We start from the raw sequence: 26,865 nt of genomic DNA on the forward strand, positions 1-26,865 counted from the left end.
AGCCCGAGCCTAGTCATTGCGGTCAGCGGACTCGACCTGCGGCGCCCCCCGCAGCGCCTCCAGATCCGCCTCCGTCACCTCCCCCGCAGGGTCGGCAAGCTCATACAGCCCCAGCGCACTGGGTCCGCCGACAATCTCAAGCCCCAGGCCGTTGAGAAGCGCGCGGATGTCTGCCTCGGTGGCCTCCGGATCGAATGCGACCACGATCTGGCCATCCGCCTCTCCGGCGAGCCGGTAGTCGGGCGCGCGGCTGTCGAACAGGAACAGGCTCTGCGCGACAAGCGCGACGAGCGCGAGAGCGGCCGCGACCTGCCAGAACCGAACCGGGATGCCGCGGGCGGGCGCCCGAGGCTGCGCGCGCGCCTCCCGGTCGACCTCGCGCATGAGCCGCGCAAGCCCGAACTCTCCCGGGCTCCCCGGCTCTTCCGATTGCAGGTTCTCGCGCATCGCACGCAGCACCGAAAGCTCAAGATCGAGCGACGGGTCCTCCGCCAGCGCCGCCTCGACCTCCGCGCGTTCGGCGTCCGACAGCGTGCCGTTCGCGTAGAACGGCAGCAGGGCTTCGATGTCTTCGCGCGCCATCACGCCCTCGCCTCCCGCGTCACGCGACCCGACAGGCACCGCAGCAGCAGCTTCTTCGCGTGATAAATCCGCGTCTTGATCGTGCCTTCCGGAACGCCCGCAACCTCGGCGATCTGGCCGTAAGCCATATCCTCGTAGAAGGCGAGCGAGATGGCCATGCGATGCTCATCACCAAGTTCGCCAAGGCAATGGCGCACATGAACGGCCTCCTGCCCGGCCAGAACGGCCGCCTCGGTATCGACATGCTCATCCGCAATATCCGGCGTCTCGCCCGGCAAATCCATGCGCCCCGACTTCCGCCTGAGGTCGATCACCTTGCGCCACGCGATTCCGAATACCCAGGTCTGCACTTTCGATCTCCCTTCGAACCGCCCGGCGCTGCGCCAGACGTCCATGAATACGTCATGAAGTATGTCGGCCGACTCGTGCGGATCGTTCAATTTCGACTGGATAAATCTGTAGACCGGTTTTTCGAGACGCTGATAAAGGCCCGCCAGCGCGGCCCTGTCGCCGGACGCGATCGCGGTCATCAGGGGGGAGAGGGGGTCTTCCAAGTCCGTGCTCTCCTGAAGGTTCGTGTCGCTTCGCCGAGGAATGATCGGGTACGGCAAGTGTTCGGACCCGCGCGCCACCTGTCAAGCTGTCTGGTCATGACCCCGGCGCACAAGCCCGCGCCCCGGGGGACCTGCCGGAATTGACTCGGCGGGCCGGCTGTCGGAGAGTCCCGCCATTGCACGGAAGGATTTGCCCATGACCCAGTTGCCGATGTTTTACAAGAACGTGGAGGCGCTCTCGACCGTCAACCACAAGCGGTTCCAGATTTCCGCCGCGGCCGAGCCCTTCGCCTTCGCGCGCGAGGCACAGGTGATCCCGGCGGTGTTCGACGAGTTCACGGCAGCGGCCCATGACCTTCCCATCGTCTTCGTGCCGACCGGCACCGGCTTTACCCCCGTCTTCCTGTGCGGGCTCAAGAGTGGCGAGAACGTGTTTGTCGATGCCGAAGGCAAGTGGACGCCGGGCTATATGCCGGCCTACCTGCGCCGCTATCCCTTCATCCTCGGCGAGCAGGAGGGGGCCGACCCGATCGTCTGCGTCGACAGCGGCTATGCGGGCTTTGCCGAAAGTGACAGCGGCACCCCGCTCTTCGACGAGGCGGGCGAGAAGACCGAGTTCATGGACCGCGTTGTGCGCCTTGTCACCGAATACGCGGCTTCGGCCAAGCGGACCGAGGGCGCGCTGGAGGTTCTGAAAGACCTCGACCTCTTCTCGCAGATCTCGATCGAAGCGCGTGATGCCTCGGGCGAGGTATCGGCGAGCCTGCATGGTTTCGCCGTGGTGGACGAGGAAAAGCTGCGCGCCTTGCCTGACGCCGACTACCTGAAACTGCGCGAGGCGGGGGTGCTGCCCGCGATCTACGCGCATCTTTTGTCTGTGAGCCTCGCCAACAAGCTCGCCCGCGCGACCGCCGACAAGACAAAGGCGGCCTGACCGCGCCGCGTCCGGCGCCGATTCCCCAGCCTCGGAATCGGGATGCCGAGACGCAGTGCGAAATACGCCAATTGGTTGCCACCTTCACCGACCGGCAACTTCAGATTGCGGAGTCATTGTTTGTCGCGCTATCGCAGGGCGTTAGCGGCAACAGGACGCCCAAAAACCGGGCAGTTGGCGCTTGTTAGTAGGCACAAGCACGCCGGTTTGCCCTTTTAGTCTTAAGAGAGTCTGTACAGGATGCCGCATTGCAGTATGTTGGCGCAGTGGGCTGCCGGAAACCCAGAAAGGGTTTGGTCCGGCAGGTAAGACACTGGGGGCGATAATGTCTGCCGATCCGAATATCGGGTATCGGTTTTCCGACGTTGAAAACGTCGGGACCCGATTCAAGAATGATTTTCAAAGGCCTGGCGGTTCTGCCCTATTCTGGGCGACCAAGCGCGCGTTCGACATCGTGTTGTCGGTGATCCTGTTGATCCTTGCCGCTCTGACCGGGCTGGCGCTTCTCGTGCTGAACCCGTTCTTTAACGCAGGTCCCCTGTTTTTCCGTCAGGACCGCATGGGTCGCGACTGCGAACCCTTTAAAGTCATTAAATTCAGGACGATGACCCACTCGGCCAGCACCACGCGCACCGCCAAGGACCCGCTCGAAACAAACCGGATCACCCGGCTGGGCGGACTTCTGCGCCGCATGAGGCTTGATGAGCTGCCGCAGGCCTACAACGTCCTTCGTGGCGAAATGAGCATCATCGGGCCGCGCCCCGACACCTTCTCCCATGCCCACGAATTCTCGCGCATGGTCCCGCGCTACCGCGAACGCCACCTCGTGCGCCCCGGTATCAGCGGACTTGCGCAGGTGGCGCTCGGCTATGCCGTCGGTGTCGATGCCACGCGGGCCAAGACGGCGCGCGACCTCAACTACATCCGCAACGCCGGTTTCGCGATGGAACTGCGGATCATCGGCATGACGTTCCGCACGGTCTTCGGCCGCCACGGCATGTGATCCGGGCGATCCGGCCGCTCAATTTTCAGGCAGGCTATCCGACTGACGACTGCGCCGTTTCCTCCGGCGCACCGACATGGAACCCCTGAACATAGCGCACGCCGACCGAGCTTAGCGCCGCCAACTGTTCAGCCCGCTCGATGCCTTCGATGACAAGGATCGTGCCCGTTTCGTCGCAATACCCTTGCAGCGCCCGGAAGAGCGCCAATGCCTCGGGATCGGTGTCGACCCGCGTCGACAACGCAGCATCCATCTTGCGGACGTCGGGCTTCAGGTCGAGGATATGGCGCAGCGAGGTATAGCCCGCCCCTGCGTCATCGATGGCAAGGCTCAGGCCCGCCGACCGCATCTGCGCCACCCGCGCGGCAAGGGCCGGGTAATCGCGCACCGGCTCATGCTCCGTCAGTTCCACGGTGATCCCCGGCTCGGCCTCCTCGGCCAGAAACGCTTCGAACGCCGGGGCGTGAAGCGTGGTTTCCGACAGGTTGATCGCCACGCCCGCCGCATCCGGCCAGGCCCTATCGGCTGCGAGGATCGCGCGGGCGAAGCCAAGCTCGACTTCCGGGCCAAGGCCGACGGAATGAGCCGCCGCGATGACCTCGGGCACGCTCATGCCCACATTGTCCTCAAGCCGCGTAAGCCCTTCGCGATAGATCACGTCGCCCGTGACCAGATCCAGCACCGGCTGGAACACGGGGCGGAACCGTTGCGCGCGGATCAGGTCCCGAAGCTTCCCGCGCAGCCGCTGGGCCGCCAGGGCGTCGTCGTGGAGCACGTCCAGCGCGACGGCAAGGTGCGACGCCGTCACCCGCAGCCGCGCTTCGGCATCCGCCACGACGCGCCGGGCGACCCCGCCCAACACGCCGAAGACCTCCCCGCTCGACAGGCGCAGCGCGACACCTGCCGCCCCGTCGCCGGGCGATCCGGGCCAGATGGTCGCGGGAATGATCGTTGCGAAGGGGGACGGATCGGTTGCGACGGCGGCGGCCACCACGGGGCACTCGCCGAGGCCGCACACCTGACCGGCGCGCAGCGTCGTGTCGGCGGCAGGGTCGGCCGCCACCGCCTCCACCCGCCGCTCGGCACCCGCGATGCGGGCGATGAACACCGCGTCGAACCCGGCCTCCTGCCGCACACCGTCCAGCAGAAGATCGAGCTGAGCCCGCACGCCCTCGGCAACCTGGGCATTTCAAAGGTGGTTCAGGATCACGCGACACCCCTTTCCGGACTCGACAGTATACAACTCATACAGGCAAACAAGACAAATACATTACCTAAGGTTGTTAATCGGGCGCACGGTTCGCCCCAACACGCGCCGCCCCGCCGACCAGGACCGCATCGCCCTTTTCATTCCCGGCCCGCTGCGACAGGTTCGCCGGATGACGACTCGCCTGCGCAAACAGTTCTGGACCCTGCCGCTCGACAGCCTCACCCCGCCGGAGTGGGAGGCGCTGTGCGATGGCTGCGGCAAGTGCTGCCTGAACAAGCTCGAAGACGACGACACCGGCGAGGTCGCCTTCACCCGCGTCGCCTGCCGGCTGCTCGACAACGACACCTGCCGCTGCGCGCAATACGACATCCGGCTTCAGTTCGTGCCGGAATGTATCGTGCTGACCCCCGCGAACATGGACAAGATCGCCTACTTCATGCCCGCGACCTGCGCCTATCGCCTGCGGCACGAAGGCAAACCCCTGCCCGACTGGCACCCGCTCGTCACCGGCGACCCGGAAAGCACCCACGCTGCCGGGCAATCCGTGCGCGGCTGGACGGTGCCGGAGTTCGAGGTGCCGGAAGAGGACTGGGAAGACTACCTGATCGAAGAGGACCTGTGATGTTTTTTGCCTCGGACAACGGCGGCCCCGCCCACCCCAGCGTGATCGAGGCGCTGGCGGACGCGAACACCGGCTACACCGGCGGTTACGGCGCCGACGACACGACCGCGCGGGCCGCCGCCGCTGTGCGCGAGGTGTTCGAAGCGCCCGACGCCGCCGTCCACTTCGTCCCGACCGGGACCGCCGCCAACTCCCTCGCCCTCGCCAGCTACACGCAGCCGTTTCAGACGGTGTTCTGCTCCGACACCGCCCACATCCACGAGGACGAGTGCAACGCGCCCGAATTCTACACCGGCGGCGCCAAGCTCACCCTCGTTCCCACCACCGATGGCCGCATGACCCCCGACGCCCTGCGCGACACGATCGCCGGCGAGGGCACGCGCGGCGTCCACGGGCCACAGCGCGGGCCGGTCTCGATCACCCAGATCACCGAACGCGGCACGATCTACTCCCGCGGCGACCTCACGGCGCTCTGCGAAGTCGCCAAGGATTTCGGCCTGCCCGTCCACCTCGACGGCGCCCGCTTCGCGAACGCGCTGGTGGAGCTCGACTGCACCCCCGCCGAAATGACCTGGAAGGCGGGCGTGGATGTGGTGAGCTTCGGCGGCACCAAGAATGGCCTCATGGGGGCCGAGGCGGTGGTTTTCTTCGACCCGGAGAAAGCCCGCGAGTTCGAGTTCCGGCGCAAGCGCGGCGGTCATCTCTTCTCGAAACACCGCTACCTCTCGGCCCAGTTCCTGCCCTATCTCGACGGCGGGCGCTGGCTCGACCTCGCCCGGGCCGCCAACGCCTCCCGCCTCCGGTTGCAGGACGGGATGCGGGGCCTGAACGACGTGGGCTTCGCCTATGAACCGTCGGGCAACATGATGTTCCCTATCCTGCGGGCCGGCGACCATCGGCGGCTGTTCGACGCGGGCGCGATCTATCACATCTACGACGGCCAGCTCGACGGCGCCCATGACGACGACCGCCTGACAGCGCGGCTCGTCTGCGACTGGTCGATGACCGAAGACGGCGTGGACCGCTTCCTGCACGTTCTGCGCGGCTAGACCTTCAGGAACGCGGCAATCTCGCCCGCGACATTCTCGGGATGGGTGATGGGCGACATGTGCCCGGCGCCGACCACCACCACCCGTTGCAGGTGCGCAATCCGCGCGGCCAGCGCCTCGTGCACCGCGCGCACGCCGACGGGCGGGTTGCTGCTCTCCAGCAAGAGCACGGGCTGGCGGATCTTCTCAAGCCGCCCCGGCTCCAGCAAGCCCGCAGTATCCTCGAACGTCGCCGGGGATTCCTCCAGCACCAGGTCGATGCGCGCCGCCATCCGCTTCTGCCGCTCGGGCGACAGGTCGTCGAAATACATCCCGTGGTTCGTCGCGTCGTGAAAGATGCGCGCGGCCTCCATCCGGTTGCCCCGCTCGATATGGCTGCGCAGGCCATAGATCATTTCGCGCGCCGCGTCGTATTCCGCCGTGCCCCGGATCGCGGCGAACAGCACCGGCTCGATCATGGTGAGCGTGCGCACATGCTCGGGCCATTCCATCGCGAGCCGCAGCGCCACGGTCGCCCCATAGCTGTGCCCGACCACGTCGGCCCGCTTGTCGATCAGCTGCCCCGCGATCTCGGTCGTCAGGTCATGGAGCGCCTTGCCGTCCTCGCCCCCGAGCCACGGCGCTGACCGCCCGTGTCCCGGCCGGTCGAAGGCAGTCATCGACAGCTTATCCAGAAGCGCGGCGCCAACCCCCATCCACGCCCCGCTGTGGGCCAGCGAGCAATGAATGAACAGCGCCCGGCGCACGCCAGACCCCATTCTCACGACATGGGTGGGATGCCCCGCAATCCGTGACAGCGGCGGACCGCCCTCCATCAGAGCGCGCCCTTCAGGAAAAGATCCAGATCCTCGATCCGGTCCTGCCCCCAGAACATCTCGCCCCCGTCCACGATCCACGTCGGCGCGCCAAAGACCCCGGCCGCGACGGCCTCTTCAAGGTTGCGGCCATAGGCCTCGGCCCCGGTGAACAGCCCGGTATCGGCCAGCGCCGGATCGAACCCGGCCGCGCCGAGGCATTCCTTGATGACGTCGTCCTGCGCGATGTCTTTTTCCTCGGCCCAGCAGGCCGCCAGCAGGCGCTCGACAAGGCCGAGCACATCGCCCCCCCCCGCCGCCTGTGCCGCGATGATCGCATAGGACGAGGGCGCGGGATTGGTCGGGAAATGCGCGGGCTTCACGTTGAGTGGCATCCCCGCCTTCTTCGCCTGCCGTTCGAGATCGACGAGGCGATAGGCCTGCCGCGACGGATGCCGCTCCGGCAAGGGCAGACCGCCCGTGCGCGGGAACAGCCCGATGATATCGAAGGGTTTGACCACGATCTCGGCCCCGTGCGACTCGACGATCGCGCGCAAACGCGGGCCTGCAAGGTAGGTGTAAGGGGAGATTGTGCTGAAATAGTACTCGATCTTCGCCATAACGCTTCCCCCAACGCACCACAGGTGGCCATGAACCTAGCCCGGTGTTAAGCGAAGTCAACGCGATCAATCGCGATTCTGTTACATGGACAGCCGGGGATCATTCCATGCCAGCCATCACCGAACCCAAGCTCATCTCGGGCAACGCGAACCTCAAGCTGGCCGAAGCGGTCGCCCGGCGCATGTCGATCCACCGTGGATCGCCCGTCCGTCTGGTCGATGCGCGGGTCGAACGGTTCAACGACGCCGAGGTCTTTGTGGAAGTGCACGAAAACGTGCGCGGCGAGGACATGTTCATCATCCAGTCGACCTCGCGCCCGGCCAACGACAACCTGATGGAACTGCTCATCATCGCCGACACGCTGCGCCGGTCGTCTGCGGGCCGGATCACCGCTGTGATCCCCTATTTCGGCTACGCCCGGCAGGACCGCCGGACCAAGGCCCGCACGCCGATTTCGGCCAAGCTCGTCGCGAACATGATCTCGCAGGCCGGGATCGAGCGGGTGCTGACGATGGACCTGCACGCGACCCAGATCCAGGGCTTTTTCGACATGCCCGTCGACAACCTCTATGCCAGCCCCGTGTTCGCGCTCGACGTGAAGCACCACTTCAAGGACTGCATGGACGACGTAATGGTGATTTCGCCCGACGTGGGCGGTGTGGCCCGTGCCCGTGAACTCGCCAAGCGGATCGAAGCACCCCTCGCCATCGTGGACAAGCGCCGCGAGAAGGCGGGCGAAGTGTCAGAGATGACCGTGATCGGCAACGTGACCGGCAAGCGCTGCATCATCGTCGACGACATCTGCGACACCGCCGGCACCCTGTGCAAGGCCGCCGACGTTCTGATGGAATGCGGCGCGGAAGAGGTGCACGCCTATATCACCCACGGCGTCATGTCGAACCCGGCGGTGGAGCGTGTCACGGCGTCGAAGCTGAAAAGCCTCGTCCTCACCGACTCGATCTCGCCCACCCCCGAAGTGGCCGCCGCGCCGAACATCCGCGTGGTGCCGATGGCCCCGATCTTCGCGCAGGCGATCCTGAACATCTGGGGCGGCACTTCCGTCTCGTCCCTGTTCGAACACGCCACGCTCCAGCCGCTCTACGAGACGCTGTATGCCTGACCTCGCGCGGCCTCGGCGCACGCGCACGGGCGGGCGACGGTTAACCTGATGTCATACAATCGTATGTACAGTGTGTGCACAGGATGTGCATACGGTGTGCATACCGTTTCCGGGGCCTAGATCACGTCCCAGTCGTCGTCATCGGCGACCTCACCAAAGGCCACCCAGTCGGCCCGGATTCGGGCAACCTTGGTATCGCCCCAGGTGTGAAAGACGATCTCGAAATCCTTCTCGGTGATGTTCTCGGACGAGATATCGATCCGCGAATTGGTCTCGGCGTCGATGTCCCACATCGACATGCCAACCATCACGGCCGGGGCCGATGTGAAGGGTTCGGAGAAGGGAATGAGCATCCGGATCTCCCGGTCGCCCTCGCCAGTCCACATCGCGCCATCCGTCACGAAGTCGGAAAAAAGCACTTTTGACCCGCGGTCGATGCCCATTCTATGGGTTCTGATGCGCCACATGTTCGAAACCTGCTAGCTTGTCGCCCTGCCCGGTGCCAACTTGCCTCAAACGCAGGCGGTCCTGCAAGACCGTCAGGACGATTGTGCGACCGGGCGCATCTTCAATACCACGGGCACCAAAGCGACGAGCAGCAGTCCCGCCATCAGGAACGGCGCGCCCGGCAAACGCAGTGCCGCGTCGGGGCCCGAAAAACTGCGGAACACCGGCGTCATGATGAGCGGCGCAAAGATCGCCGCGAGCGAGCCGAGCGAGGCGATCACTCCTTGCAGCACGCCCTGCCGGTCGTCGCTCGTCACATTGGCCATGATCGCCGTCAAAGTCGGCGGCGCCATATCCGACAGGCACGCAATGGGAAGCACCACCGCCACCATCCAGGCCGCCTCCATCAGCCCGAAGGCAAAGGCCGCGACGATCCCGACGCAGAGCGCGATAAGGAGCACGCGGAACTCGCTCATCCTTTTGAGAAGCGCGGGCAACACCACCGCCTGCGTGATCGCCACACCCACGCCATATGTGGCGAGCGAGACCCCGATGATCGCGGCAGACCACCCGAAATTGGCCCGTCCCCAGAAGGCCCAGAGCGTCGGGTAGACCATGTTGGCGAACTCGAAGACGAACATGCACGACAGGGGCAGCGCCAACTCTGGCAGGCGGAAGGCGTCTCGGATCGCACCAAACGGGTTGAGGTCGCTCGCCCGGAACGCCCGCCGTTTCTCGGGTGGCAGGCTCTCAGGCAGCACCGCGAGGCCGAAACCCACGTTCGCCGCCGACAGGGCGGCCGCCACCCAGAACGGCGCGGTCACGTCGATCCCGGCGAGCAGCCCGCCAAACGCCGGGCCGAGCACGAAGCCGATGCCGAAAGTCGCGCCGATCAGCCCGAAATTCGCCGCGCGCTTCTCCGGCGGTGAGATATCGGCGAGATAGGCGGTCGCGGTGATATAGGTCGCCCCCGCCACACCTGCGAGAAGCCGTCCGACCAGCAGCAGCCAGAAGCTCGTCGCCAGCGCCATGATGACATAGTCCACCGCCAGCGTCGCCAGCGCCACGAGCAGCACGGGCTTGCGCCCGATCGCGTCCGACAGCCCGCCCACGGCCGGGGCACACAGAAACTGCGTCGCCGCATAGGCGGCCATGAGGATGCCGCCCAGCACGGCCCCGTTCGACACCCCGCCCGCGCCGACACGGTCCATCAGGTCCGGCATCAAAGGAAAGATCAGCCCCACCCCGATCGCGTCGATCAGGATGGTCGCGAGGATGAAATGAAGCGGGCGCGGGGTCATGGCTTTTGCTAGGGTGCGATGCGCCCGCGATCAACGGTTTTCAGGCCGGACTAAAGCCCCAGCTCGATCCCCCGATCCGCGGCAAAGGACCGGCAATAGGCCGTCCAGTCCCGGAATTCCTGCGAAAAGACGATGCGCATCCCCTTGGCCTCCCACTCCGCCTTGGCCACGCGATAGGTCGCGTGCACGGTCTTTTCCGGATCAACCACCCCTTCGCCCACCGCCTGCACGCGCGCAGCGTCGAGCCAGTCGGCGGCGGCATGGACCAGCTCCGCCTGCCGGTTCGGGTCGGTCATGAACCGCGCCACGGAATCGTAGATGCCCGCACACTGGGCCATCGAGGTCGAAAATGGCTGCGCCGCAGCCCCTGTGGGGGCAAGAATCAGCAGCGAAACGAACAAGGATTTCAACATCATGCCGAATACTCCTTTGTGATGGCCCCCAGTCTGGACCCCCAAATGGACGATTTCGTGGCACTCCTTGGAAATGAACCGGATTTGGGCAAGGTCAGCAAGCGTGATAGGCTGCGGTCAGCCCCATCGTCAGGACACCCCATGTTGCGTTCCGCTCTCGCTTGCCTCGCCCTGTGCTCCGCCGTTCTCGGTTCGACGGCGGCCCGCGCCTGCGACATCGCGCTGGTGCTGGCTCTGGACGTCTCGGCCTCCATCGACGCCCGCGAGTACCGGCTCCAGCAGGACGGCCTGGCCGGTGCGCTGACCGATCCGGCGGTGGCTGACGCGGTGGCGGCGCGGGGCGGCATCTGGCTCACCGCGTTCGAGTGGAGCGGTTCGCGCCACCAGTACGAACAACTCCCGTGGACCTTCGTGCGGGGCGCTGACGACCTTGCACGCGCCGCCGGAACCTTCCGCAGCGCCGCCCGGCGCGTGGACGAATTTCCAACGTCGCTGGGCTACGCGCTGGGGCACGCCCTGAACCTGCTGAAGGAAGCGCCGGAGGCGTGTGACCGGCAGGTCATCGACGTGTCAGGGGACGGGGTGAACAACGATGGGTTCCCGCCTGAAAGCGCCTATCTCGCCCACGACATGTCCCTGATCACCGTAAACGGTCTCGTGATCATGGACGACGACCCGACCGTGGTTCAGTATTACTTGCAGTCGGTCATCCAGGGCGCGGGCTCTTTCGTGCAACCCACGAATAGCTACAATGATTATGAAGAGGCGATGCGCCGGAAACTGCTACGGGAGCTTGGCGCGTTCAGCTTCGTGCGGCTCGACCTCCCGGCCTTTGACCGGTGACGGTTTCGTCACTTCCACTTATTCAATTTTAGGCATAGGACTTGGGGATCACGAAGGAGATTCCAATGGTTCGTCCCCACCGCTGCGCGTCCGCTCTTCTTGCCGTCATGCTGGTCTTTGCCCCGTCGCTGGCCAGCGCGCAAATGTCCCACATGCACGGCGCGGACGGCACGGGGCATGATGAGGTGACCATGCCCGGCCTCAGGGGCGAGAACGCGACACCGGAGGAAAGCGCCGAACTCGCCATGATGTTTCGCGGCTTTCAGACCCTCTCGCGCACGGTCGAAAATCTGCCCAACGGCATCCGCACCGTCACAAGCTCCTCCGACCCGGAAGTCATGGCGGCCCTCGTCAGCCATGTGGTCGGCATGATCGGACGGGTCGAGGCGGGCGACGACCCGCGCATCTTCATCCAATCCCCGACGCTCGACATTTTCTTCGACCGCGCCGAGGGACTGGTGAACGAGATCGAGGTGACCGAAGCGGGTATCGTTGTGGTCCAGACGAGCGACGACCCGGACCTCGTCGCGGCGCTGCACACCCACGCGGCCGAAGTGAGTGATATGGCCGAGCGCGGGATGCAGGCGGTTCACGAGCGCATGATGGGCCAGAACCACTAGGCACAGGACGCCCCCCGCGCGTCCGTCCGGCCCCCACAAAGCAAAAGCCCCGCATCCGAAGATGCAGGGCTTTCACTGTCCCCCGGTCGTTCGGGTTCTTATGCCTTGCTTTGCAGGCCCAGCTCGGAGGCGACGAGCGCGATGTCGCCCACCTGCTTGGACAGCTGGTCGAGCATCTCGGGCGTCGCGTTGTCGCGGGCTGCGACGGCGGAGGCCACGAAATCGTCGATCACCTCCTGCGTCACCTCTCCGGCGGGCATGGCCCGCTCGGCCAGAACGCTGGTCCCGTCCGGCGTCACCTCGGCGAAGCCGCCGGTCACGACGAACTTCTCTTCGCCCGATGCGCCCTGCACCGTGACGATGCCGGGCCGCAGCGTGGCGATGACCGGCGCGTGGTTGGCCATCGCCGTGAAGTCGCCATCGGCGCCGGGAATCTGCACCGCGCTGGCCTCGGTCGAGGTCAGGCGGCGCTCCGGCGACACCAGGTCGAATTGCATCATGTCAGCCATGTTTGTCTCCTGTCAGGAGCCGCCCCCCGGCACGGGCCGGGGGAGGACTGATTACGCAGCTTCCGCAGCCATCTTCTCGGCTTTGGCGATCACTTCGTCGATGCCGCCAACCATGTAGAAGGCACCCTCGGGCAGGTGATCGTATTCGCCGGCGACGACCGCCTTGAACGACGAGACCGTGTCCTCCAGCGGAACCTGCACACCGTCGGACCCGGTGAACACTTTCGCCACGTCGAACGGCTGCGACAGGAAACGCTGGATTTTCCGGGCGCGGGCCACGGTCAGCTTGTCCTCTTCCGACAGTTCGTCCATCCCGAGAATGGCGATGATGTCCTGCAGCGATTTGTAACGCTGGAGAATCCCCTGCACGTCACGAGCGACCTGATAGTGCTCGTCGCCGATGATCAGCGGGTCCATGAGACGCGAGGTGGAGTCGAGCGGGTCAACCGCCGGGTAGATCCCGAGTTCCGAGATCGCGCGGTTAAGCACGGTCGTCGCGTCGAGGTGGGCAAAGGTCGTGGCCGGCGCCGGGTCGGTAAGGTCGTCCGCGGGCACATACACGGCCTGGATCGAGGTGATCGAGCCGTTTTTCGTGGACGTGATCCGTTCCTGCATCGCGCCCATGTCGGTGGCCAGCGTCGGCTGGTAGCCCACGGCCGAGGGGATACGACCCAGAAGCGCTGACATCTCGGAACCCGCCTGCGTGAAGCGGAAGATGTTGTCGACGAAGAACAGAACGTCGGTGCCGGTGGCGTCGCGGAACTGTTCCGCCAGCGTCAGGCCGGTCAGCGCGATCCGGGCACGGGCACCCGGCGGCTCGTTCATCTGGCCGTAGACCAGCGCGATCTTGGAGTCGGGCAGGTTGTCCGGGGTCAGAACGCCGGATTCGATCATCTCGTGGTAAAGGTCGTTGCCCTCACGGGTCCGCTCACCCACGCCGGCGAACACGGACAGACCCGAGTGCACCTTGGCGATGTTGTTGATGAGCTCCTGGATGAGAACCGTCTTGCCCACGCCGGCACCGCCGAAGAGGCCGATCTTGCCGCCTTTCGAATAGGGCGCCAGCAGGTCGATGACCTTGATGCCGGTGACGAGGATTTCGGCCTCGGTGGCCTGCTCGTCGAAATCCGGGGCTTCCGCGTGGATCGGGCGGAACTCGTCGGCCTCGACCGGGCCCTTTTCGTCGACCGGATCGCCGGTGACGTTGAGGATACGGCCCAGCGTCGCGGTGCCCACGGGAACCGAGATCGGCGCGCCGGTGTCGTTCACTTCCTGACCGCGCACGAGGCCCTCGGTCGCGTCCATCGCGATCGCGCGCACGGTGTTCTCACCAAGGTGCTGCGCCACTTCGAGGACGAGGCGGTTGCCGTTGTTGTCGGTTTCAAGCGCGTTCAAGATCGCCGGCAGGTGATCGTCGAACTTCACGTCCACGACGGCGCCGATGACCTGGGTCACCTTGCCTTTCGCGGCTGCTTTGGTCGGTGCTTTCGCCATGTTTCGTTTCTCCGGTTCCCTAGAGCGCCTCGGCGCCCGAAATAATTTCAATCAGCTCGTTGGTGATGACGGCCTGACGCGAGCGGTTGTACTCGATGGTCAGCTTGTCGATCATCTCGCCGGCGTTGCGGGTGGCGTTGTCCATCGCGGACATCCGCGCCCCCTGCTCGGACGCGCTGTTCTCCAGCAGTGCAGCGAAGATCGCCGTCGACACGCCCTGCGGCAGGAGGGTGGCGAGCACCTCTTCTTCCGAGGGTTCGTAGTCGTAGACGTAGCCGGTATCCTGGCTCTCCGTGTCGACATCGTCGAACTTGGCCGGGATCACCTGCCATTCGGTCGGGATCTGGCTCACCACGTTCTCGAACGTGTTGAAGAAGATCGTCGCGACGTCGAACTCGCCCGCGTCGAACCGCGTGAGGAGGTCGTTGGCGATCCCCTGCGCGTCCGGATAGGTGATGTTCTTCACCTCGGTCAGGTCGACGTGACCGATGAGCAGGTCGCCGTAGTCGCGGCGAAGCTGTTCCCGGCCCTTCTTGCCGACGGTGAGGATCTTCACGGTCTTGCCCGCCGCCTTCAGCTCGTCCGCCTTTACCTTGGCGAGCTTCACGATGGACGAGTTGAAGCCACCGCACAGACCACGCTCGGCGGTCATGACGACGAGCAGCTGCACCTGATCCGAGCCCGTCCCGCGCAGAAGGCGCGGGGCGGCGTCCGACCCGGAGGCCGCCTTGGCGAGCCCCGCGAGCACGGCGTTGAACCGCTCGGTATAGGGGCGCGACGCCTCGGCCGCTTCCTGGGCGCGACGGAGCTTGGCCGCCGCGACCATCTGCATGGCCTTGGTGATCTTGCGCGTCGACTTAACCGTGTCGATCCGGTTTTTCAGGTCCTTAAGACTTGGCATTGCCAGCCTCCTTCCAGATCACCGGGGTTTACGAAAAGCCTTCGGCGAACTCGTCGAGGGCGCCCTTGATCTTGTCGGCAAGCTCGTCCTTCACCTTGCGGTCGTTCTGGGTGATGTCGTCCAGAAGCGCCTCGTGCTTGGAGCGCAGGTGATTGAGCAGACCTTGCTCGAACCGGCCCACGTCCTTGACCGCGACCTTGTCGAGGTAGCCGTTGGTGCCCGCGAAGATCACGCAGACGATTTCCGCGTTGGTCAGCGGCGAATACTGCGGCTGCTTCATGAGCTCGGTCAGACGCGCACCACGGGCCAGCAGGCGCTGGGTCGCGGCGTCGAGGTCGGAGCCGAACTGGGCGAAGGCCGCCATCTCGCGGTACTGGGCGAGCGACAGTTTCACCGGACCGGCAACCGAGGACATGGCTTTCGTCTGGGCCGACGAACCGACGCGCGACACCGAGAGACCGGTGTTCACGGCCGGGCGAACGCCCTGATAGAACAGCTCGGTTTCAAGGAAGATCTGGCCGTCGGTGATCGAGATCACGTTGGTCGGGATGAACGCCGAAACGTCGCCGCCCTGGGTTTCGATGATCGGCAGAGCCGTCAGCGAACCACCACCGAAATCTTCGTTCAGCTTGGCCGAACGCTCCAGCAGACGAGAGTGAAGGTAGAACACGTCACCCGGATAGGCTTCACGCCCCGGCGGACGACGCAGGAGCAGCGACATCTGACGATATGCGACGGCCTGTTTGGACAGGTCATCGTAGATCATCAGGCCGTGGCGGCCGTTGTCGCGGAAGTACTCGCCCATCGCGGTGGCGGTGTAGGGGGCGAGATACTGCATCGGCGCGGGGTCCGACGCGGTCGCGGCGACGACGATCGAGTATTCGATGGCGCCGGTCTCTTCGAGTTTCTTCACCAGCTGGGCCACGGTGGACCGCTTCTGGCCGATGGCGACGTAGACGCAGTAGAGCTTCTTGCTCTCGTCGTCGCCGGCGGCATCGTTGTAGGTCTTCTGGTTCAGGATCGCGTCGAGCGCCACGGCGGTCTTGCCGGTCTGGCGGTCGCCGATGATGAGCTCGCGCTGACCACGGCCGATCGGGATCATGGAGTCGACGGCCTTGAGGCCCGTCGCCATCGGCTCGTGCACCGATTTACGCGGGATGATGCCCGGCGCTTTCACGTCCGCGACCGAGCGCTGCTCGGACTTGATCGGGCCCTTGCCGTCGATCGGGTTGCCCAGACCGTCGACCACGCGGCCGAGGAGGCCGTCACCGACCGGAACGTCCACGATCGACTTGGTCCGCTTGACCGTGTCGCCTTCTTTGATGTCGCGGTCCGAGCCGAAGATCACGACGCCGACGTTGTCGGCTTCGAGGTTCAGCGCCATCCCCCGGATACCACCGGGGAATTCGACCATTTCACCGGCCTGGACGTTGTCGAGGCCGTAGACGCGCGCAATGCCGTCACCGACGGAGAGCACATGACCCACTTCGGCCACTTGGGCCTCCTGGCCAAAGTTCTTGATCTGGTCCTTGAGGATCGCAGAAATTTCGGCTGCTTGGATACCCATTCTTATCCGACCTCTTTCATGGAATTCTGGAGTGCGTTCAGGCGCGAGGCGATCGAGCTGTCGATCATTTTCGAACCCACTTTGACGACGAGACCGCCGATGAGACTTTCATCGACGGCCAGTTTGATCTTCACGTCCTTGCCGAAAGACGACTTGAGCGCCTTGGCAAGCTTGTCCTGCTGAGCCTTGGTCATCGACTTGGCGGCGGTCACTTCGGCAACCACCTCGCCCTTGTCGTCCGAGATCATCGTGCGCAGGCGTGCGATGAGTTGCGGCAGGATGAACAGGCGGCGCTTCTCGGCCATGACGCCAAGCACGCCGGTCATCTGGGACGACAGCCCCATCTTCTCGGCAAGCGCCTTGACCGCTCCGGCCTGCTCACTGCGCGAATAGATCGGCGAGTTCACGAGGCGGGAAAAGTCCACACTGTCGTTGTAAGCAGCCTCGAGCTGGTCGATGTCCTGCTCGACAGCCGCGAGTTTCTTGTCATCCTTGGCCAGTTCAAAAACGGCCGTCGCATAGCGCTGGGCAATCCCAGAAGTTATCGAAGCTGGTTCCGACACGTCCACCCTTCCGATGTCCTTAGCCCCATCGTGGTCTGTCGTCGACAAACCGGGGCGGCCTCTTGATGCCGCGCTTTCGCGAGCAATCTGAAATTCGGCGTGGGTCTAGCAGAGCAATCCCACACCCGCAATACGCATGAGGAGGTTTTGCGCCAACATAGGGGAACTTGGCGAAAGGGGAAGGTAAATGGTGCTGCCGGACTGTGACTCCCGCGCTTTTTCTTCGTCCTATCGGGTCACGAACCGAATCCCTCGCCCGTCCGCCCGGCCTGCCGCCCCGGCTCCGGCGCCCCGAACCCGTCGAGGGCGCGCAGGGGGCGTTTGACCGCTTCGGGAAGTCCCGGACGGTTCTGTGCGCGCACCTGCTTGGAGGCCTCGACCAGAAGCACGCCCCCGGCCATGCGCGGGGCACCGGACCCGATCCGCTCCCACATCGGCCCGGTCTTGAGCCAGAACCGCCGGTGCGAGGGCGGCTGATAAAGTGCGGCAGTATGTCGCTCGATGGCGAATCCGTGGTCGCGCAGCTGATGTTCAAGCTGCCCCGTCGTATAGGGCCGCCCGTATCCGAAAGGCGTGTTGTCGGAGCGCGACCAGAGCCCCGCCCGGTTGGGCACGATGAACAGTGCACGCCCCCCCGGCCCGAGCACACGATAGGCCTCGTCCAGCAGCGCAGGCGCGTTGGTCGATGTCTCCAGCCCGTGCAGCAGCACCAGCTTGTCGGCTACGCCCGTGTCGATGGGCCAGAGCACTTCCTCGCACAGGACCGAGACATTGGGCATCCCGGCCGGCCAGGGCATCACCCCCTGCGGCCCGGGCATGAGCGCGATGACCCGGCGCGCGTCCTTGAGGAAGGGGCGCAGGAGCGGCGCGGCAAAGCCATAGCCCAGAACCGTCTGCCCCTTGCACGGCCCGCTCCAGATCCGCACCACCTCGTCGCGGATGTTCTTCTGCGCCACCCGGCCAAGGGCCGAGCGATAGTAGAAAGTGCGAAGATCCTGTGCGTCCAGATGCATGCAACGCAGGTTAGACCAAATGGCGCACTTGGAAAGAGGGCAAAACGCCCCTTGAGCAATGCCCGGCCCCGCCCCATATTCGTCTGGACATGACACTCGACCTCGTGACCATCCCCTGCCGATCGGACAATTACGCCTTTCTCGTGCATGACACGGAAAGCGGTGACACCGCGCTGTTCGATGCCCCCGAAACCGCTCCGATCAAGGCGGAACTCGACGCGCGTGGATGGACGCTGACCGATCTGTTCATCACCCACCACCACGGCGACCACGTCGAAGGGGTCGAGGATCTGCGCGCGGCCTTCGGCTGCCGCGTCATCGGCGCAAAGCACGACGCACACCGCCTGCCCGCGCTCGATCAGGCCGTCTCCCCCGGCGACGACCTGTCGTTCTCCGGCCACAAGGTCGACGTGATGGCCGCCGACGGCCACACCATCGGCCATATCGCCTTCTACATGCCCGGCGCGAAAGCCGCCTTCACCGGCGACAGCCTGATGGCGCTTGGCTGCGGGCGGCTGTTCGAAGGCACGCCCGACCAGATGTGGACGACGCTGACCACGCTGATGTCCCTGCCCGACGATACGCTGATCTGTTCGGGCCACGAATACACCGCCGCGAATGCGCGTTTCGCGCTGTCCGTCGACCCGCAGAACCCGGACCTGATCCGGCGCGCCGACGACGTGACAGCGATGCGCAACCGCGATGAATTCACCGTCCCCTCGCTCCTCTCACTTGAAAAAGCGACCAACCCGTTCCTTCGCGCGGGCGAGCCGGGGATGAAGAAAGCCGTCAGCATGGAGCATGACGGCGATGCCGAGGTTTTCGCCGCGATCCGCAAGGCCAAGGACAATTTCTAGGCCTTTGGGCAACGATCACCACCGTGTGAGCGTTGTTCAGCCAGAAAACACTTGAAGATACGCCGCGAACACCGAACCTTAAAGATATGAGGCCAAGGTCGAGACGGACGGGCCACTCCCGTCCCCGAGACCCCGGAAACGAGGAGTGAACCACTTGCCTTCTTTCTCCAACACGCTCGAACAGGCCATCCATGCCGCGCTCGCTCATGCCAATGAACGACAGCATGAGCTGGCGACGCTGGAACACCTGTTGCTCGCTTTGATTGACGAGCCCGATGCGGCCCGCGTCATGAAGGCGTGCAGCGTGGACCTGGACGAACTTCGGGGCACGCTCCTGAAGTACATCGACGACGAACTCTCGGCGTTCGAAACGAACATCGAGGGGTCCGAGGCCGTCCCCACCGCCGCATTCCAGCGCGTCATCCAGCGCGCCGCGATCCACGTCCAGTCCTCGGGCCGGACCGAGGTGACGGGGGCCAACGTGCTCGTCGCGATCTTCGCCGAGCGCGAGTCCAACGCGGCCTATTTCCTGCAAGAGCAGGACATGACCCGTTACGACGCCGTGAACTACATCGCGCATGGTGTGGCCAAGGATCCGTCCTACGGCGAAACCCGCCCCATCTCCGGCTCCCCGGACTTTGAGGAGGCGACCAACGAGGCCGCCGACGAGGAAGCCAAGGATTCGGCACTGGGCAAGTATTGCGTCGACCTGAATGCCAAGGCCCGAAAGGGCGAGATCGACCCGCTCATCGGGCGCGATCACGAGGTCGAGCGCTGCATCCAGGTGCTGTGCCGGCGCCGCAAGAACAACCCGCTTCTCGTGGGTGATCCCGGCGTGGGCAAGACCGCCATCGCGGAAGGGCTCGCCAAGAAGATCGAGGCCGGCGAAACCCCCGACGTGCTCTCGGAAACCACCATCTTCTCGCTCGACATGGGCGCGCTGCTGGCCGGCACCCGGTATCGCGGCGACTTCGAGGAGCGTCTGAAGGCCGTGGTGAACGAGCTGGAAAACCACCCCGACGCGGTGCTCTTCATCGACGAGATTCACACCGTCATCGGCGCGGGCGCGACTTCCGGCGGGGCGATGGACGCCTCGAACCTCCTGAAGCCCGCGCTTCAGGGCGGCAAGCTGCGCTGCATGGGCTCCACCACCTACAAGGAGTTCCGCCAGCACTTCGAAAAGGACCGCGCGCTCAGCCGCCGGTTCCAGAAGATCGACGTGAACGAGCCGACGGTCGATGACACCGTGAAGATCCTCAAGGGCCTCAAGCCCTATTTCGAGGAGCATCACGCGATCAAGTACACCAACGACGCGATCAAGACCGCCGTCGAACTGTCGGACCGCTACATCAACGACCGCAAACTGCCGGACAAGGCCATCGACGTGATCGACGAGGCGGGCGCGGCCCAGCACCTCGTCGCCGCCTCCAAGCGCCGCAAGTCCATCGGGACCAAGGAGATCGAGGCGATCATTGCCAAGATCGCCCGCATCCCGCCCAAGTCGGTCTCCAAGGACGATCAGGAAATCCTGCGCGACCTCGAAGCCTCGCTCAAGCGCGTGGTCTTCGGTCAGGACCCGGCGATCGAGGCGCTGTCCTCGGCGATCAAACTGTCCCGCGCGGGTCTGCGCGAGGCGGAAAAGCCGATCGGCAACTACCTGTTCGCGGGGCCCACGGGTGTCGGCAAGACCGAGGTGGCCAAACAGCTGGCGGCCTCGCTCGGGGTCGAGATGCTGCGCTTCGACATGTCGGAATACATGGAGAAGCACGCGGTCTCGCGCCTCATCGGCGCACCGCCGGGCTATGTCGGCTTCGACCAGGGCGGCCTGCTCACCGATGGCGTGGACCAGCATCCGCATTGCGTGCTGCTGCTCGACGAGATCGAAAAGGCCCACCCGGACGTCTACAACATCCTGTTGCAGGTCATGGACCACGGCCAGCTCACCGACCACAACGGTCGCACGGTGAACTTCCGCAACGTGGTGCTCATCATGACCTCCAACGCGGGCGCTTCGGAGCTGGCCAAGACGGCCATCGGCTTTGGCCGCGACCGCCGCGAGGGCGAGGATACGGCGGCCATCGAGCGGACCTTCACGCCGGAGTTCCGCAACCGCCTCGACGCGGTGATCAGCTTTGCCCCGCTGGGCAAGGAGATCATCACGCAGGTGGTCGAGAAATTCGTGCTGCAACTCGAGGCACAACTCATGGACCGCAACGTGGCCATCGAACTGACCCCGGCAGCGGCGGAATGGCTGGCCGACAAGGGCTATGACGACAAGATGGGCGCGCGCCCGCTGGGCCGCGTGATCCAGGAGCACATCAAGAAGCCGCTGGCGGAGGAGCTTCTCTTCGGCAAGCTCGCCAAGGGCGGTGTTGTGCAGGTCGGCGTCAAGGACGGCGAGATCGACCTCAGGATCGAGGAGCCGGGAAGCCCCCGCATCGCCTCGCGCAAGAAGCCCCCGCTCCTGACGGCGGAATAAGCACCGCAACGACATCATCCAGACCGGCCCTCGGGCCGGTCTTTTCACGTCCGCGACCCATGCTGACGGATCGCCGCCGCGATGCTAACCTGCAACGGATCAGCACGGGAGAACGGCGATGCAGCCCATAGATTTCTGGTATTCCATCGGCTCGACCTACAGCTACATGACCATCATGCGCCTGCCCGACGTGGCCCGCACAACCGGGGCCAGTTTCACTTGGCGGCCCTTCAACGTGCGACACGTCATGGTTCAGCAGAACAACGTGCCCTTCAAGGACAAGCCGGTGAAGGCCGCCTATATGTGGCGCGACATCGAACGGCGCGCCCCGCGCTACGGCCTCGCCCCGCGCCTGCCCGCGCCCTACCCGCTTCCGGGCCTCGTGCTCGCCAATCAGGTCGCGCTTCTGGGCATGTCCGAGGGCTGGGGGCAGGACTACACCCGCGCGACATACCGGCTGTGGTTCGAGGAGGGGCTTCCCGCCGGCGAAGACCCCAATCTGTCGCGCGCCCTGCGTGAGGCCGGGCAGGACGCCGAGGCCACGCTGGCGCGCGCTCAATCCCCCGAGACCGAGGCGCGCCTTGCCGCCGAGACCGAAACGGCCATGTCTCTGGGCGTCTTCGGCTCCCCCACCTTCGCGGTGGGGGAAGAGCTGTTCTGGGGCGACGACCGGCTGGACGACGCGCTCGACTGGGCCGCGAAACCCACCGCTTGAGCCGCCCCCGTCCCCGCGCCTAGAGTGGCGCCATGCGCCCTGTCCTGATCCTCGCCGCCCTCGCCCTCACCGCCACGCCCGCGCTGGCCCGTGACCCGATCCTGGGTCTCCCGCTCGACTGCACGCTGGGCGAGGATTGCTTCATCCTGCAATACACCGACGCCGACCCCGGACGGGGCGCTGCGGATTTCACCTGCGGGCCGATGTCCTATGACGGGCACAAGGGCACGGACTTCGCCCTGCCCACCTTCGCCGCGATGGAGGCGGGCGTTCCGGTCCAGGCCGCCGCCCCCGGCATCGTGCGCGGCGTGCGCGACGGGATGCCAGACCTCGGCGCCGACGACACGCCGCCCGCCCAGCTTCAGGGGCGCGAATGCGGCAACGGCGTCGTGCTCGACCACGGCGGCGGGTGGGAGACGCAGTATTGCCACCTCAAGGAGGGCAGCGTCGCGGTCCAGTCCGGCCAGCGCGTGACGATGGGCGCGACACTGGGTGACGTGGGCTATTCCGGGCGCACGCAGTTTCCGCATGTCCATATTGCTGTGCGTCAGGATGGCCGCGTCGTGGACCCGTTCAACACCGACGAGATCACCGAATGTGGCCTCGACGACGGCCCCGAGGACGACCTGTGGAGCGACAGCCCCGTCTACCGCCCCGGCGGCCTTGTCACCATCGGGGCCAGCGCGGGCCTGCCTGACTACGACGCGATCAAGGCGGGAACGGCGGATGAGGCCATCACCGCCGCCTCCCCCGCACTGGTCGGCTGGGGTTTCGCCTTCGGGGGCCGCGCGGGCGATGTGCTCGAGGTCACGATCACGCGGCCCGATGGCACCGAGCTTGTGAGTTCGCCGCAGGAGATAGAGGGCAACAAGCCGCTGTTCTTTCGCGCGGCGGGCAAACGCCGCCCCGACGGCGGCTGGCCGGTCGGGGAGTACGCGCTGAGCGTGCGCCTGTTGCGTGACGGGGCCGAGGTGGACGGGCGCGGCACGACCATTTCGGTCACGCCCTGAGCCTCACTTCTCGGTCAGCTTGAGCTCGATGCGCCGGTTCGCCGCCAGCGCCTCGTCACTGTCGCCTTGCACGAGTGGCTGGAACTCCCCGAACCCGGCGGCGACCAGCCGGAAAGGCGGGAAGCCAAGCTCGTCCTGCATGAAGCGCACGACCGAGAGCGCCCGCGCCTGGCTCAGTTCCCAGTTGTCGGCATATTCCGCGTTGCCCCGGATCGGCTGGCTGTCGGTATGACCGTCGACCCGCAGAATCCAGTCGATCTCGGCGGGGATCTCGGAGGCGACCTCGATAAGCGTGTTGGACACCCGCGTGATCTGCGCCCGGCCGGCGGGCGACAGGTCGGCCGCGCCCACGGGAAACAGCACTTCCGAGGAGAAGACGAACCGGTCGCCGTCGATCCGGATCCCCTCGCGGTCCCCCAGAACCTGCCGGAGCCGTCCGAAGAATTCCGAACGGTAACCTTCGAGGTTGCGGGCCTCCTCGCGGGCGCGCTCCGCTTCGGCGGCCTCGAGCTCTGCCCGGCGGCGCTGTTCTTCGGCCAGCGCGGCCTGTTCCTCGGCCAGCGCGCGCTGTTCGGCGGCCACCTGTGCAAGCGCGGTGTTGAGCCGGGACCCCAGCGCCTCGATCTGCACCTGCGCCGCGTCCTCGCGCGCCTCAGCCTCCTCGAGCACGGTCTCGAGGTTGCCCAACTGCTGACGCAGCGCGGCCGTCTGTTCGTTCAGCAGGGCCACGCGCCGCTGCGACTCGGCGCTCTGGGCCTCTTCCGTCTCCAGCGCATTGCGCGCGGTGGCGAGCAATGCGGCCTGCCGGTCCGCCTCACTCAGCGCTTCGTCCCGCGCGGCCTCCACCTCGTCACGCGCAGCGCGGGCGGCAGCGAGGAGCGTCAGCGTCTCCTCCGCCTTGCGCCGCTGTTCTTCGAGGGCGAGCGTCATGGCGGTGATTTCCTCATCCGCATCCGCCAGCCGATCACGCAACGTCTGAAGCGCGGCAGCATCGGCCAGACGCGCCGCTTCCTCGTCCGAGAGTTCTTCCTGCGCCGCGCGCGCGGCGGCCTGCGCGGCTTCAAGGTCGGCCTGCTGCTGGTCGATCGTGCTCTGGGCGTCTTCCAGCGCGGCGGTGCGCTCGGAAATCCGGGTCTGGGCATCGGCCAGCGCGGCGTCGGCCTCGGCGGCCTCGGCCCGGATGTCGGCCAGCATCGCCTCCACCGCTTCACGCCGGGCCGCTGCCAGCCGCGCTGCCTCGGCCTCGGCATCCACCTCGTCGCGGGCACGGGCGAGGGCCAGTTGCAGCGCCTCCTGCTCCGAAATCAGGCGGCTCTGCGCATCTTCCAGTTCGGAAATACTGGCGCGGAGCTGTGTCGACTGCACCTCGGCCGCGTCGCGTTCCTCGCGGGCCTCGTCACGCTCGTCGATCACCGTGTCGCGCTCGGCAATCACCGTATCGCGCTGCGCCATCAGGCTTGCCACCTGTTCCTCGAAACTGGCGATCTGCCCCTGATAGCCCGCGATCCGCTGCGCCTGTTCCTCGGTCTGTTCGACAAGTTCCCCGATCCGCGCCTGTTGCGCGGCGTTCTCGGTGCGCATGTCGCCAAGGGTCGCGGTGAGGCCCCCGACCTCCTCGCCCAATTGCGCGGTGCGCTGACGTTCCAGACCCAGCGCATCGGCGAGCCCCGCCACCTGCGCCGACAGGTTGTCGAGTTCGGTGGCCTGCCCGGAAATCTGCTCGCGCAGCACATACTGGACGACCATGAAGATCGTCAGGACGAACATCAGCACCAGCAAAAGCGCCGTCATCGCATCCACGAACCCCGGCCAGATCGTGCCGGAGACATTGCGGACAGAACGCCGGGCGAGAGCCATCACTGACCTCCGAGAGCGCGGATCGCCTTGGTGAGCGCGTTGATGTCGCCGCGCAGTTCGGACATCGTCTCCTGCCGGCCCGCCGCCATCTCTTCGAGAATGCGCAGAAGCTGCACGTCGATGGAGCGCAGGCGCATCCGGGCTTCGGCATCGTCATTGGCAGCCGCCGGAACCGCGGCGGTCCCCTGCGCTTCGATGGCGGCGATCATGCGGTCCTGACCCTCCGCCATCCGGGCGAATTCGGGGCCGAGGTCGGGTTGTTCGTTCATGTTGGAGGCGAGCCGTTCGACCCCGTCCACAAGCTGCCAGAGCCGCGCATCGGTGGTCGCGCGCCCGTCTTCGGCGGTGGCGACGGCCTGCCGGAGCGCTTCGATCTGTTCGGCCACATAGGTCAGATAGGCCGCCATGCCCGCTTCGCCCTGGCTTTCGTCGCCGGGGGAGAAGCCGACCTTGGTGATCGAGGACAGCCATTCCTCGAGTTCCCGGTAAAAGCGGTTCTGCCCGTGGCTCGCGAACAGTTCCAACAGCCCAACGACAAGCGACCCGGCCAGACCCAGAAGCGAGGACGAGAACGCCGTGCCCATGCCGCCAAGCTGCGCCTCCAGCCCGGTCATCAGCCGCTCGAACACCTGAACGCCCTCTTCCCCCTCGCCGGGGGCGAGCGAACGGATCGTCTCGACAACCGCCGGAACGGTGGTGGCGAGGCCGAAGAACGTCCCGAGAAGACCGAGGAAGATCAACAGGTTGGTGATATAGCGCGTGATGTCGCGCTCTTCGTCGATCCGGGTCGCGACGCTGTCGAGGATCGACCGCGCCGAGGTCGACCCGATCTGCATCCGGTCGCGCCGCGACCGCAGGAGTGCGGCCAGCGGGGCCAGAAGCCGCGGCGCCCCGCGCCCGTCCTGCTCGCCCGACGCGAAGCGTTTGAGCCAGCCGACCGAGCTTGCGATCTGCACGACCTGCCAGAAACAGGCGATCAGGCCGATCACGAAGACCAGCCCGATGAAGGCGTTGAGATAGAGGTTGGCGAGGAAGACCGGCAGAACCTGCGGCAGCGCAAAGAACACGCCGACACCGACGAGGCCCAGAACGATGAGCATCGTCAGGATCTGACGCAAGGGTCGTGTAAATTTCGGCTCGGCCCCGAGATCCGGCTGGTCCATGCGGACGGGCTCCTTCCGGATGTTTATTTGTTGGCGAGGTTAGTCGCTGAGCGCGGCGCTCACAAGGAACGAATGGTCGATTATCCCGTGATCCTGCGCACTTCGGTGGCGAGCCACGTCAGGTCCGGGTCCTCGATCCCCTCGTCGGTGAGATGTTGGGCGGTGTTGTAGAGGTATTCCGTGTTCGGCCCCCGCCCGCCCACGGCACGCGCGATGATCCGGGCCTGCTCATCAAGGTCGAGGTGGCAGTATTGCACATGGTCCGGGTCGATGACGTAGCAGACCGCCGTAACCGCCCGCCCGTCGGCCAGCGTGACCGGCAGGGTCTTTTCGACATAGGCCGACGAGATCAGCTCACGCTCCCGGAGCGCGACCATCGTCGGTGCGTGGTGATCGGGATGGACGCGATAGGCGATGCCCGCGCAGGACGCCCCCGCCGCCTCGTCCAGCGCCAGCACCAGGCCGGGCTCGGCATCGGTGCCGCGATGATGGATCGAGCGCATGCAGAACGACCTGTGATAGCCGTCGAGCCGGGCCCGCACCGCCTCTACATGCGGAAAGCCCTGGTTCCACAGAAGCGAACCGTAGCCGAAGACCCAAAGGTCGCTGTCCATCCCGCTTCCC

The 26,865-nt window shown here is 65.7% G+C and carries 28 protein-coding genes; 11 read left to right on the forward strand and 17 right to left on the reverse strand.

From position 1 onward, the window contains the following. Nucleotides 1-9: 9 nt before the first annotated feature. Nucleotides 10-582 (reverse strand): anti-sigma factor family protein, encoded by a 573-nt coding sequence (locus B2585_RS09430; RefSeq protein ID WP_292022333.1) that lies wholly within the window; start codon nt 580-582, stop codon nt 10-12. Continuing rightward, complete coding sequence (locus B2585_RS09435) at nt 582-1,136, reverse strand: RNA polymerase sigma factor (protein ID WP_292022335.1); 555 nt, start codon at nt 1,134-1,136, stop codon at nt 582-584. The genes B2585_RS09430 and B2585_RS09435 overlap by 1 nt, the downstream gene beginning before the upstream one ends. A gap of 196 nt (nt 1,137-1,332) precedes the next feature. Here B2585_RS09435 and B2585_RS09440 point away from each other — a divergent pair, with 196 nt between their 5' ends. Together B2585_RS09440 and B2585_RS09445 are read left to right on the forward strand one after the other, a co-directional pair. Then, nucleotides 1,333-2,070 carry a SapC family protein gene (locus B2585_RS09440; RefSeq protein WP_292022337.1) on the forward strand — a complete coding sequence of 246 codons (738 nt, stop codon included), beginning with the start codon at nt 1,333-1,335 and terminating at the stop codon, nt 2,068-2,070. A 325-nt stretch (nt 2,071-2,395) separates the two neighbouring features. Continuing rightward, on the forward strand, nt 2,396-3,073 hold the full coding sequence (locus B2585_RS09445; protein WP_292022339.1) for a sugar transferase: 678 nt from the start codon (nt 2,396-2,398) through the stop codon (nt 3,071-3,073). Nucleotides 3,074-3,107: 34 nt separating this feature from the next. Here the strand turns inward: B2585_RS09445 and B2585_RS09450 are convergent, their stop codons facing one another. Continuing rightward, the gene (locus B2585_RS09450; protein ID WP_292022341.1) at nt 3,108-4,241 is read right to left on the reverse strand and encodes an EAL domain-containing protein; all 1,134 of its coding nucleotides are present in this window, start codon (nt 4,239-4,241) and stop codon (nt 3,108-3,110) included. Between the two features lie 211 nt (nt 4,242-4,452). Here B2585_RS09450 and B2585_RS09455 point away from each other — a divergent pair, with 211 nt between their 5' ends. Further along, nucleotides 4,453-4,905: a YcgN family cysteine cluster protein gene (locus tag B2585_RS09455; RefSeq protein WP_292022343.1), complete on the forward strand. Its 453-nt coding sequence runs from the start codon at nt 4,453-4,455 to the stop codon at nt 4,903-4,905. Continuing rightward, nucleotides 4,905-5,954 carry a threonine aldolase family protein gene (locus B2585_RS09460; protein WP_292022344.1) on the forward strand — a complete coding sequence of 350 codons (1,050 nt, stop codon included), beginning with the start codon at nt 4,905-4,907 and terminating at the stop codon, nt 5,952-5,954. Before B2585_RS09455 ends, B2585_RS09460 begins: the two co-directional genes overlap by 1 nt. On the opposite strand, the gene B2585_RS09465 is transcribed toward B2585_RS09460, so the two are convergent. Beyond that, nucleotides 5,951-6,712: an alpha/beta fold hydrolase gene (locus B2585_RS09465; protein ID WP_292022346.1), complete on the reverse strand. Its 762-nt coding sequence runs from the start codon at nt 6,710-6,712 to the stop codon at nt 5,951-5,953. The genes B2585_RS09460 and B2585_RS09465 overlap by 4 nt on opposite strands. Before the next feature lie 56 nt (nt 6,713-6,768). Continuing rightward, nucleotides 6,769-7,368, reverse strand: a complete 600-nt coding sequence (locus B2585_RS09470) for a 2-hydroxychromene-2-carboxylate isomerase (RefSeq protein ID WP_292022349.1) — start codon at nt 7,366-7,368, stop codon at nt 6,769-6,771. Between the two features lie 107 nt (nt 7,369-7,475). Between B2585_RS09470 and B2585_RS09475 the strand changes: the two genes are divergently transcribed. Then, entirely contained in the window at nt 7,476-8,489 is a 1,014-nt protein-coding gene (locus tag B2585_RS09475) for a ribose-phosphate pyrophosphokinase (RefSeq protein WP_292022351.1), read from the forward strand. 116 nt (nt 8,490-8,605) lie between these two features. Here B2585_RS09475 and B2585_RS09480 read toward each other — a convergent pair whose 3' ends face one another. From B2585_RS09480 to B2585_RS09490, 3 genes are all read right to left on the reverse strand, one after another. After that, nucleotides 8,606-8,932 (reverse strand): H-type lectin domain-containing protein, encoded by a 327-nt coding sequence (locus B2585_RS09480; protein ID WP_292022353.1) that lies wholly within the window; start codon nt 8,930-8,932, stop codon nt 8,606-8,608. Nucleotides 8,933-9,028: 96 nt separating this feature from the next. Next, the gene (locus B2585_RS09485; protein ID WP_292022356.1) at nt 9,029-10,237 is read right to left on the reverse strand and encodes an MFS transporter; all 1,209 of its coding nucleotides are present in this window, start codon (nt 10,235-10,237) and stop codon (nt 9,029-9,031) included. 50 nt (nt 10,238-10,287) lie between these two features. Then, the gene (locus B2585_RS09490; protein WP_292022358.1) at nt 10,288-10,653 is read right to left on the reverse strand and encodes a hypothetical protein; all 366 of its coding nucleotides are present in this window, start codon (nt 10,651-10,653) and stop codon (nt 10,288-10,290) included. 138 nt (nt 10,654-10,791) lie between these two features. Here B2585_RS09490 and B2585_RS09495 point away from each other — a divergent pair, with 138 nt between their 5' ends. Beyond that, complete coding sequence (locus tag B2585_RS09495) at nt 10,792-11,493, forward strand: DUF1194 domain-containing protein (protein WP_292022360.1); 702 nt, start codon at nt 10,792-10,794, stop codon at nt 11,491-11,493. Between the two features lie 65 nt (nt 11,494-11,558). Further along, nucleotides 11,559-12,113, forward strand: a complete 555-nt coding sequence (locus B2585_RS09500) for a hypothetical protein (protein ID WP_292022361.1) — start codon at nt 11,559-11,561, stop codon at nt 12,111-12,113. Nucleotides 12,114-12,211: 98 nt separating this feature from the next. Here B2585_RS09500 and B2585_RS09505 read toward each other — a convergent pair whose 3' ends face one another. The 6 genes from B2585_RS09505 to B2585_RS09530 all read right to left on the reverse strand — a co-directional run bounded on the left by B2585_RS09505 (nt 12,212) and on the right by B2585_RS09530 (nt 18,160). Beyond that, nucleotides 12,212-12,622 (reverse strand): F0F1 ATP synthase subunit epsilon, encoded by a 411-nt coding sequence (locus tag B2585_RS09505; protein ID WP_292022364.1) that lies wholly within the window; start codon nt 12,620-12,622, stop codon nt 12,212-12,214. Nucleotides 12,623-12,673: 51 nt separating this feature from the next. Next, entirely contained in the window at nt 12,674-14,116 is a 1,443-nt protein-coding gene (atpD, locus tag B2585_RS09510) for a F0F1 ATP synthase subunit beta (protein ID WP_292022366.1), read from the reverse strand. A gap of 19 nt (nt 14,117-14,135) precedes the next feature. After that, nucleotides 14,136-15,017 (reverse strand): F0F1 ATP synthase subunit gamma, encoded by an 882-nt coding sequence (locus tag B2585_RS09515; protein ID WP_292022368.1) that lies wholly within the window; start codon nt 15,015-15,017, stop codon nt 14,136-14,138. Between the two features lie 28 nt (nt 15,018-15,045). Continuing rightward, nucleotides 15,046-16,584 (reverse strand): F0F1 ATP synthase subunit alpha, encoded by a 1,539-nt coding sequence (gene atpA, locus B2585_RS09520; protein WP_292022370.1) that lies wholly within the window; start codon nt 16,582-16,584, stop codon nt 15,046-15,048. Between the two features lie 2 nt (nt 16,585-16,586). Continuing rightward, nucleotides 16,587-17,147, reverse strand: coding sequence for a F0F1 ATP synthase subunit delta (locus B2585_RS09525; protein WP_292022372.1), 561 nt, complete (start codon nt 17,145-17,147; stop codon nt 16,587-16,589). Between the two features lie 236 nt (nt 17,148-17,383). Beyond that, complete coding sequence (locus B2585_RS09530; protein ID WP_292022374.1) at nt 17,384-18,160, reverse strand: hypothetical protein; 777 nt, start codon at nt 18,158-18,160, stop codon at nt 17,384-17,386. A gap of 89 nt (nt 18,161-18,249) precedes the next feature. Here B2585_RS09530 and gloB point away from each other — a divergent pair, with 89 nt between their 5' ends. From gloB to B2585_RS09550, 4 genes are all read left to right on the forward strand, one after another. Then, entirely contained in the window at nt 18,250-19,017 is a 768-nt protein-coding gene (gene gloB / locus B2585_RS09535; protein WP_292022376.1) for a hydroxyacylglutathione hydrolase, read from the forward strand. A gap of 154 nt (nt 19,018-19,171) precedes the next feature. Further along, entirely contained in the window at nt 19,172-21,496 is a 2,325-nt protein-coding gene (gene clpA, locus B2585_RS09540) for an ATP-dependent Clp protease ATP-binding subunit ClpA (protein ID WP_292022378.1), read from the forward strand. Between the two features lie 118 nt (nt 21,497-21,614). Beyond that, nucleotides 21,615-22,211, forward strand: a complete 597-nt coding sequence (locus B2585_RS09545; RefSeq protein WP_292022380.1) for a 2-hydroxychromene-2-carboxylate isomerase — start codon at nt 21,615-21,617, stop codon at nt 22,209-22,211. 32 nt (nt 22,212-22,243) lie between these two features. After that, a complete protein-coding gene (locus B2585_RS09550; protein WP_292022381.1) occupies nt 22,244-23,221 on the forward strand; it encodes a M23 family metallopeptidase in 978 nt (325 codons plus the stop codon). A gap of 3 nt (nt 23,222-23,224) precedes the next feature. Here B2585_RS09550 and B2585_RS09555 read toward each other — a convergent pair whose 3' ends face one another. The 3 genes from B2585_RS09555 to B2585_RS09565 form a co-directional block, all read right to left on the reverse strand. Continuing rightward, nucleotides 23,225-25,078 (reverse strand): peptidoglycan -binding protein, encoded by a 1,854-nt coding sequence (locus tag B2585_RS09555; RefSeq protein WP_292022383.1) that lies wholly within the window; start codon nt 25,076-25,078, stop codon nt 23,225-23,227. Next, entirely contained in the window at nt 25,078-26,241 is a 1,164-nt protein-coding gene (locus B2585_RS09560; protein WP_292022385.1) for a biopolymer transporter ExbB, read from the reverse strand. The genes B2585_RS09555 and B2585_RS09560 overlap by 1 nt, the downstream gene beginning before the upstream one ends. Before the next feature lie 80 nt (nt 26,242-26,321). After that, nucleotides 26,322-26,855, reverse strand: coding sequence for a gamma-glutamylcyclotransferase (locus B2585_RS09565; RefSeq protein WP_292022386.1), 534 nt, complete (start codon nt 26,853-26,855; stop codon nt 26,322-26,324). Nucleotides 26,856-26,865 lie beyond the last annotated feature (10 nt).

This window comes from Maritimibacter sp. UBA3975 (genome assembly GCF_002384975.1).
Classification (GTDB): Bacteria; Pseudomonadota; Alphaproteobacteria; order Rhodobacterales; family Rhodobacteraceae; genus Maritimibacter.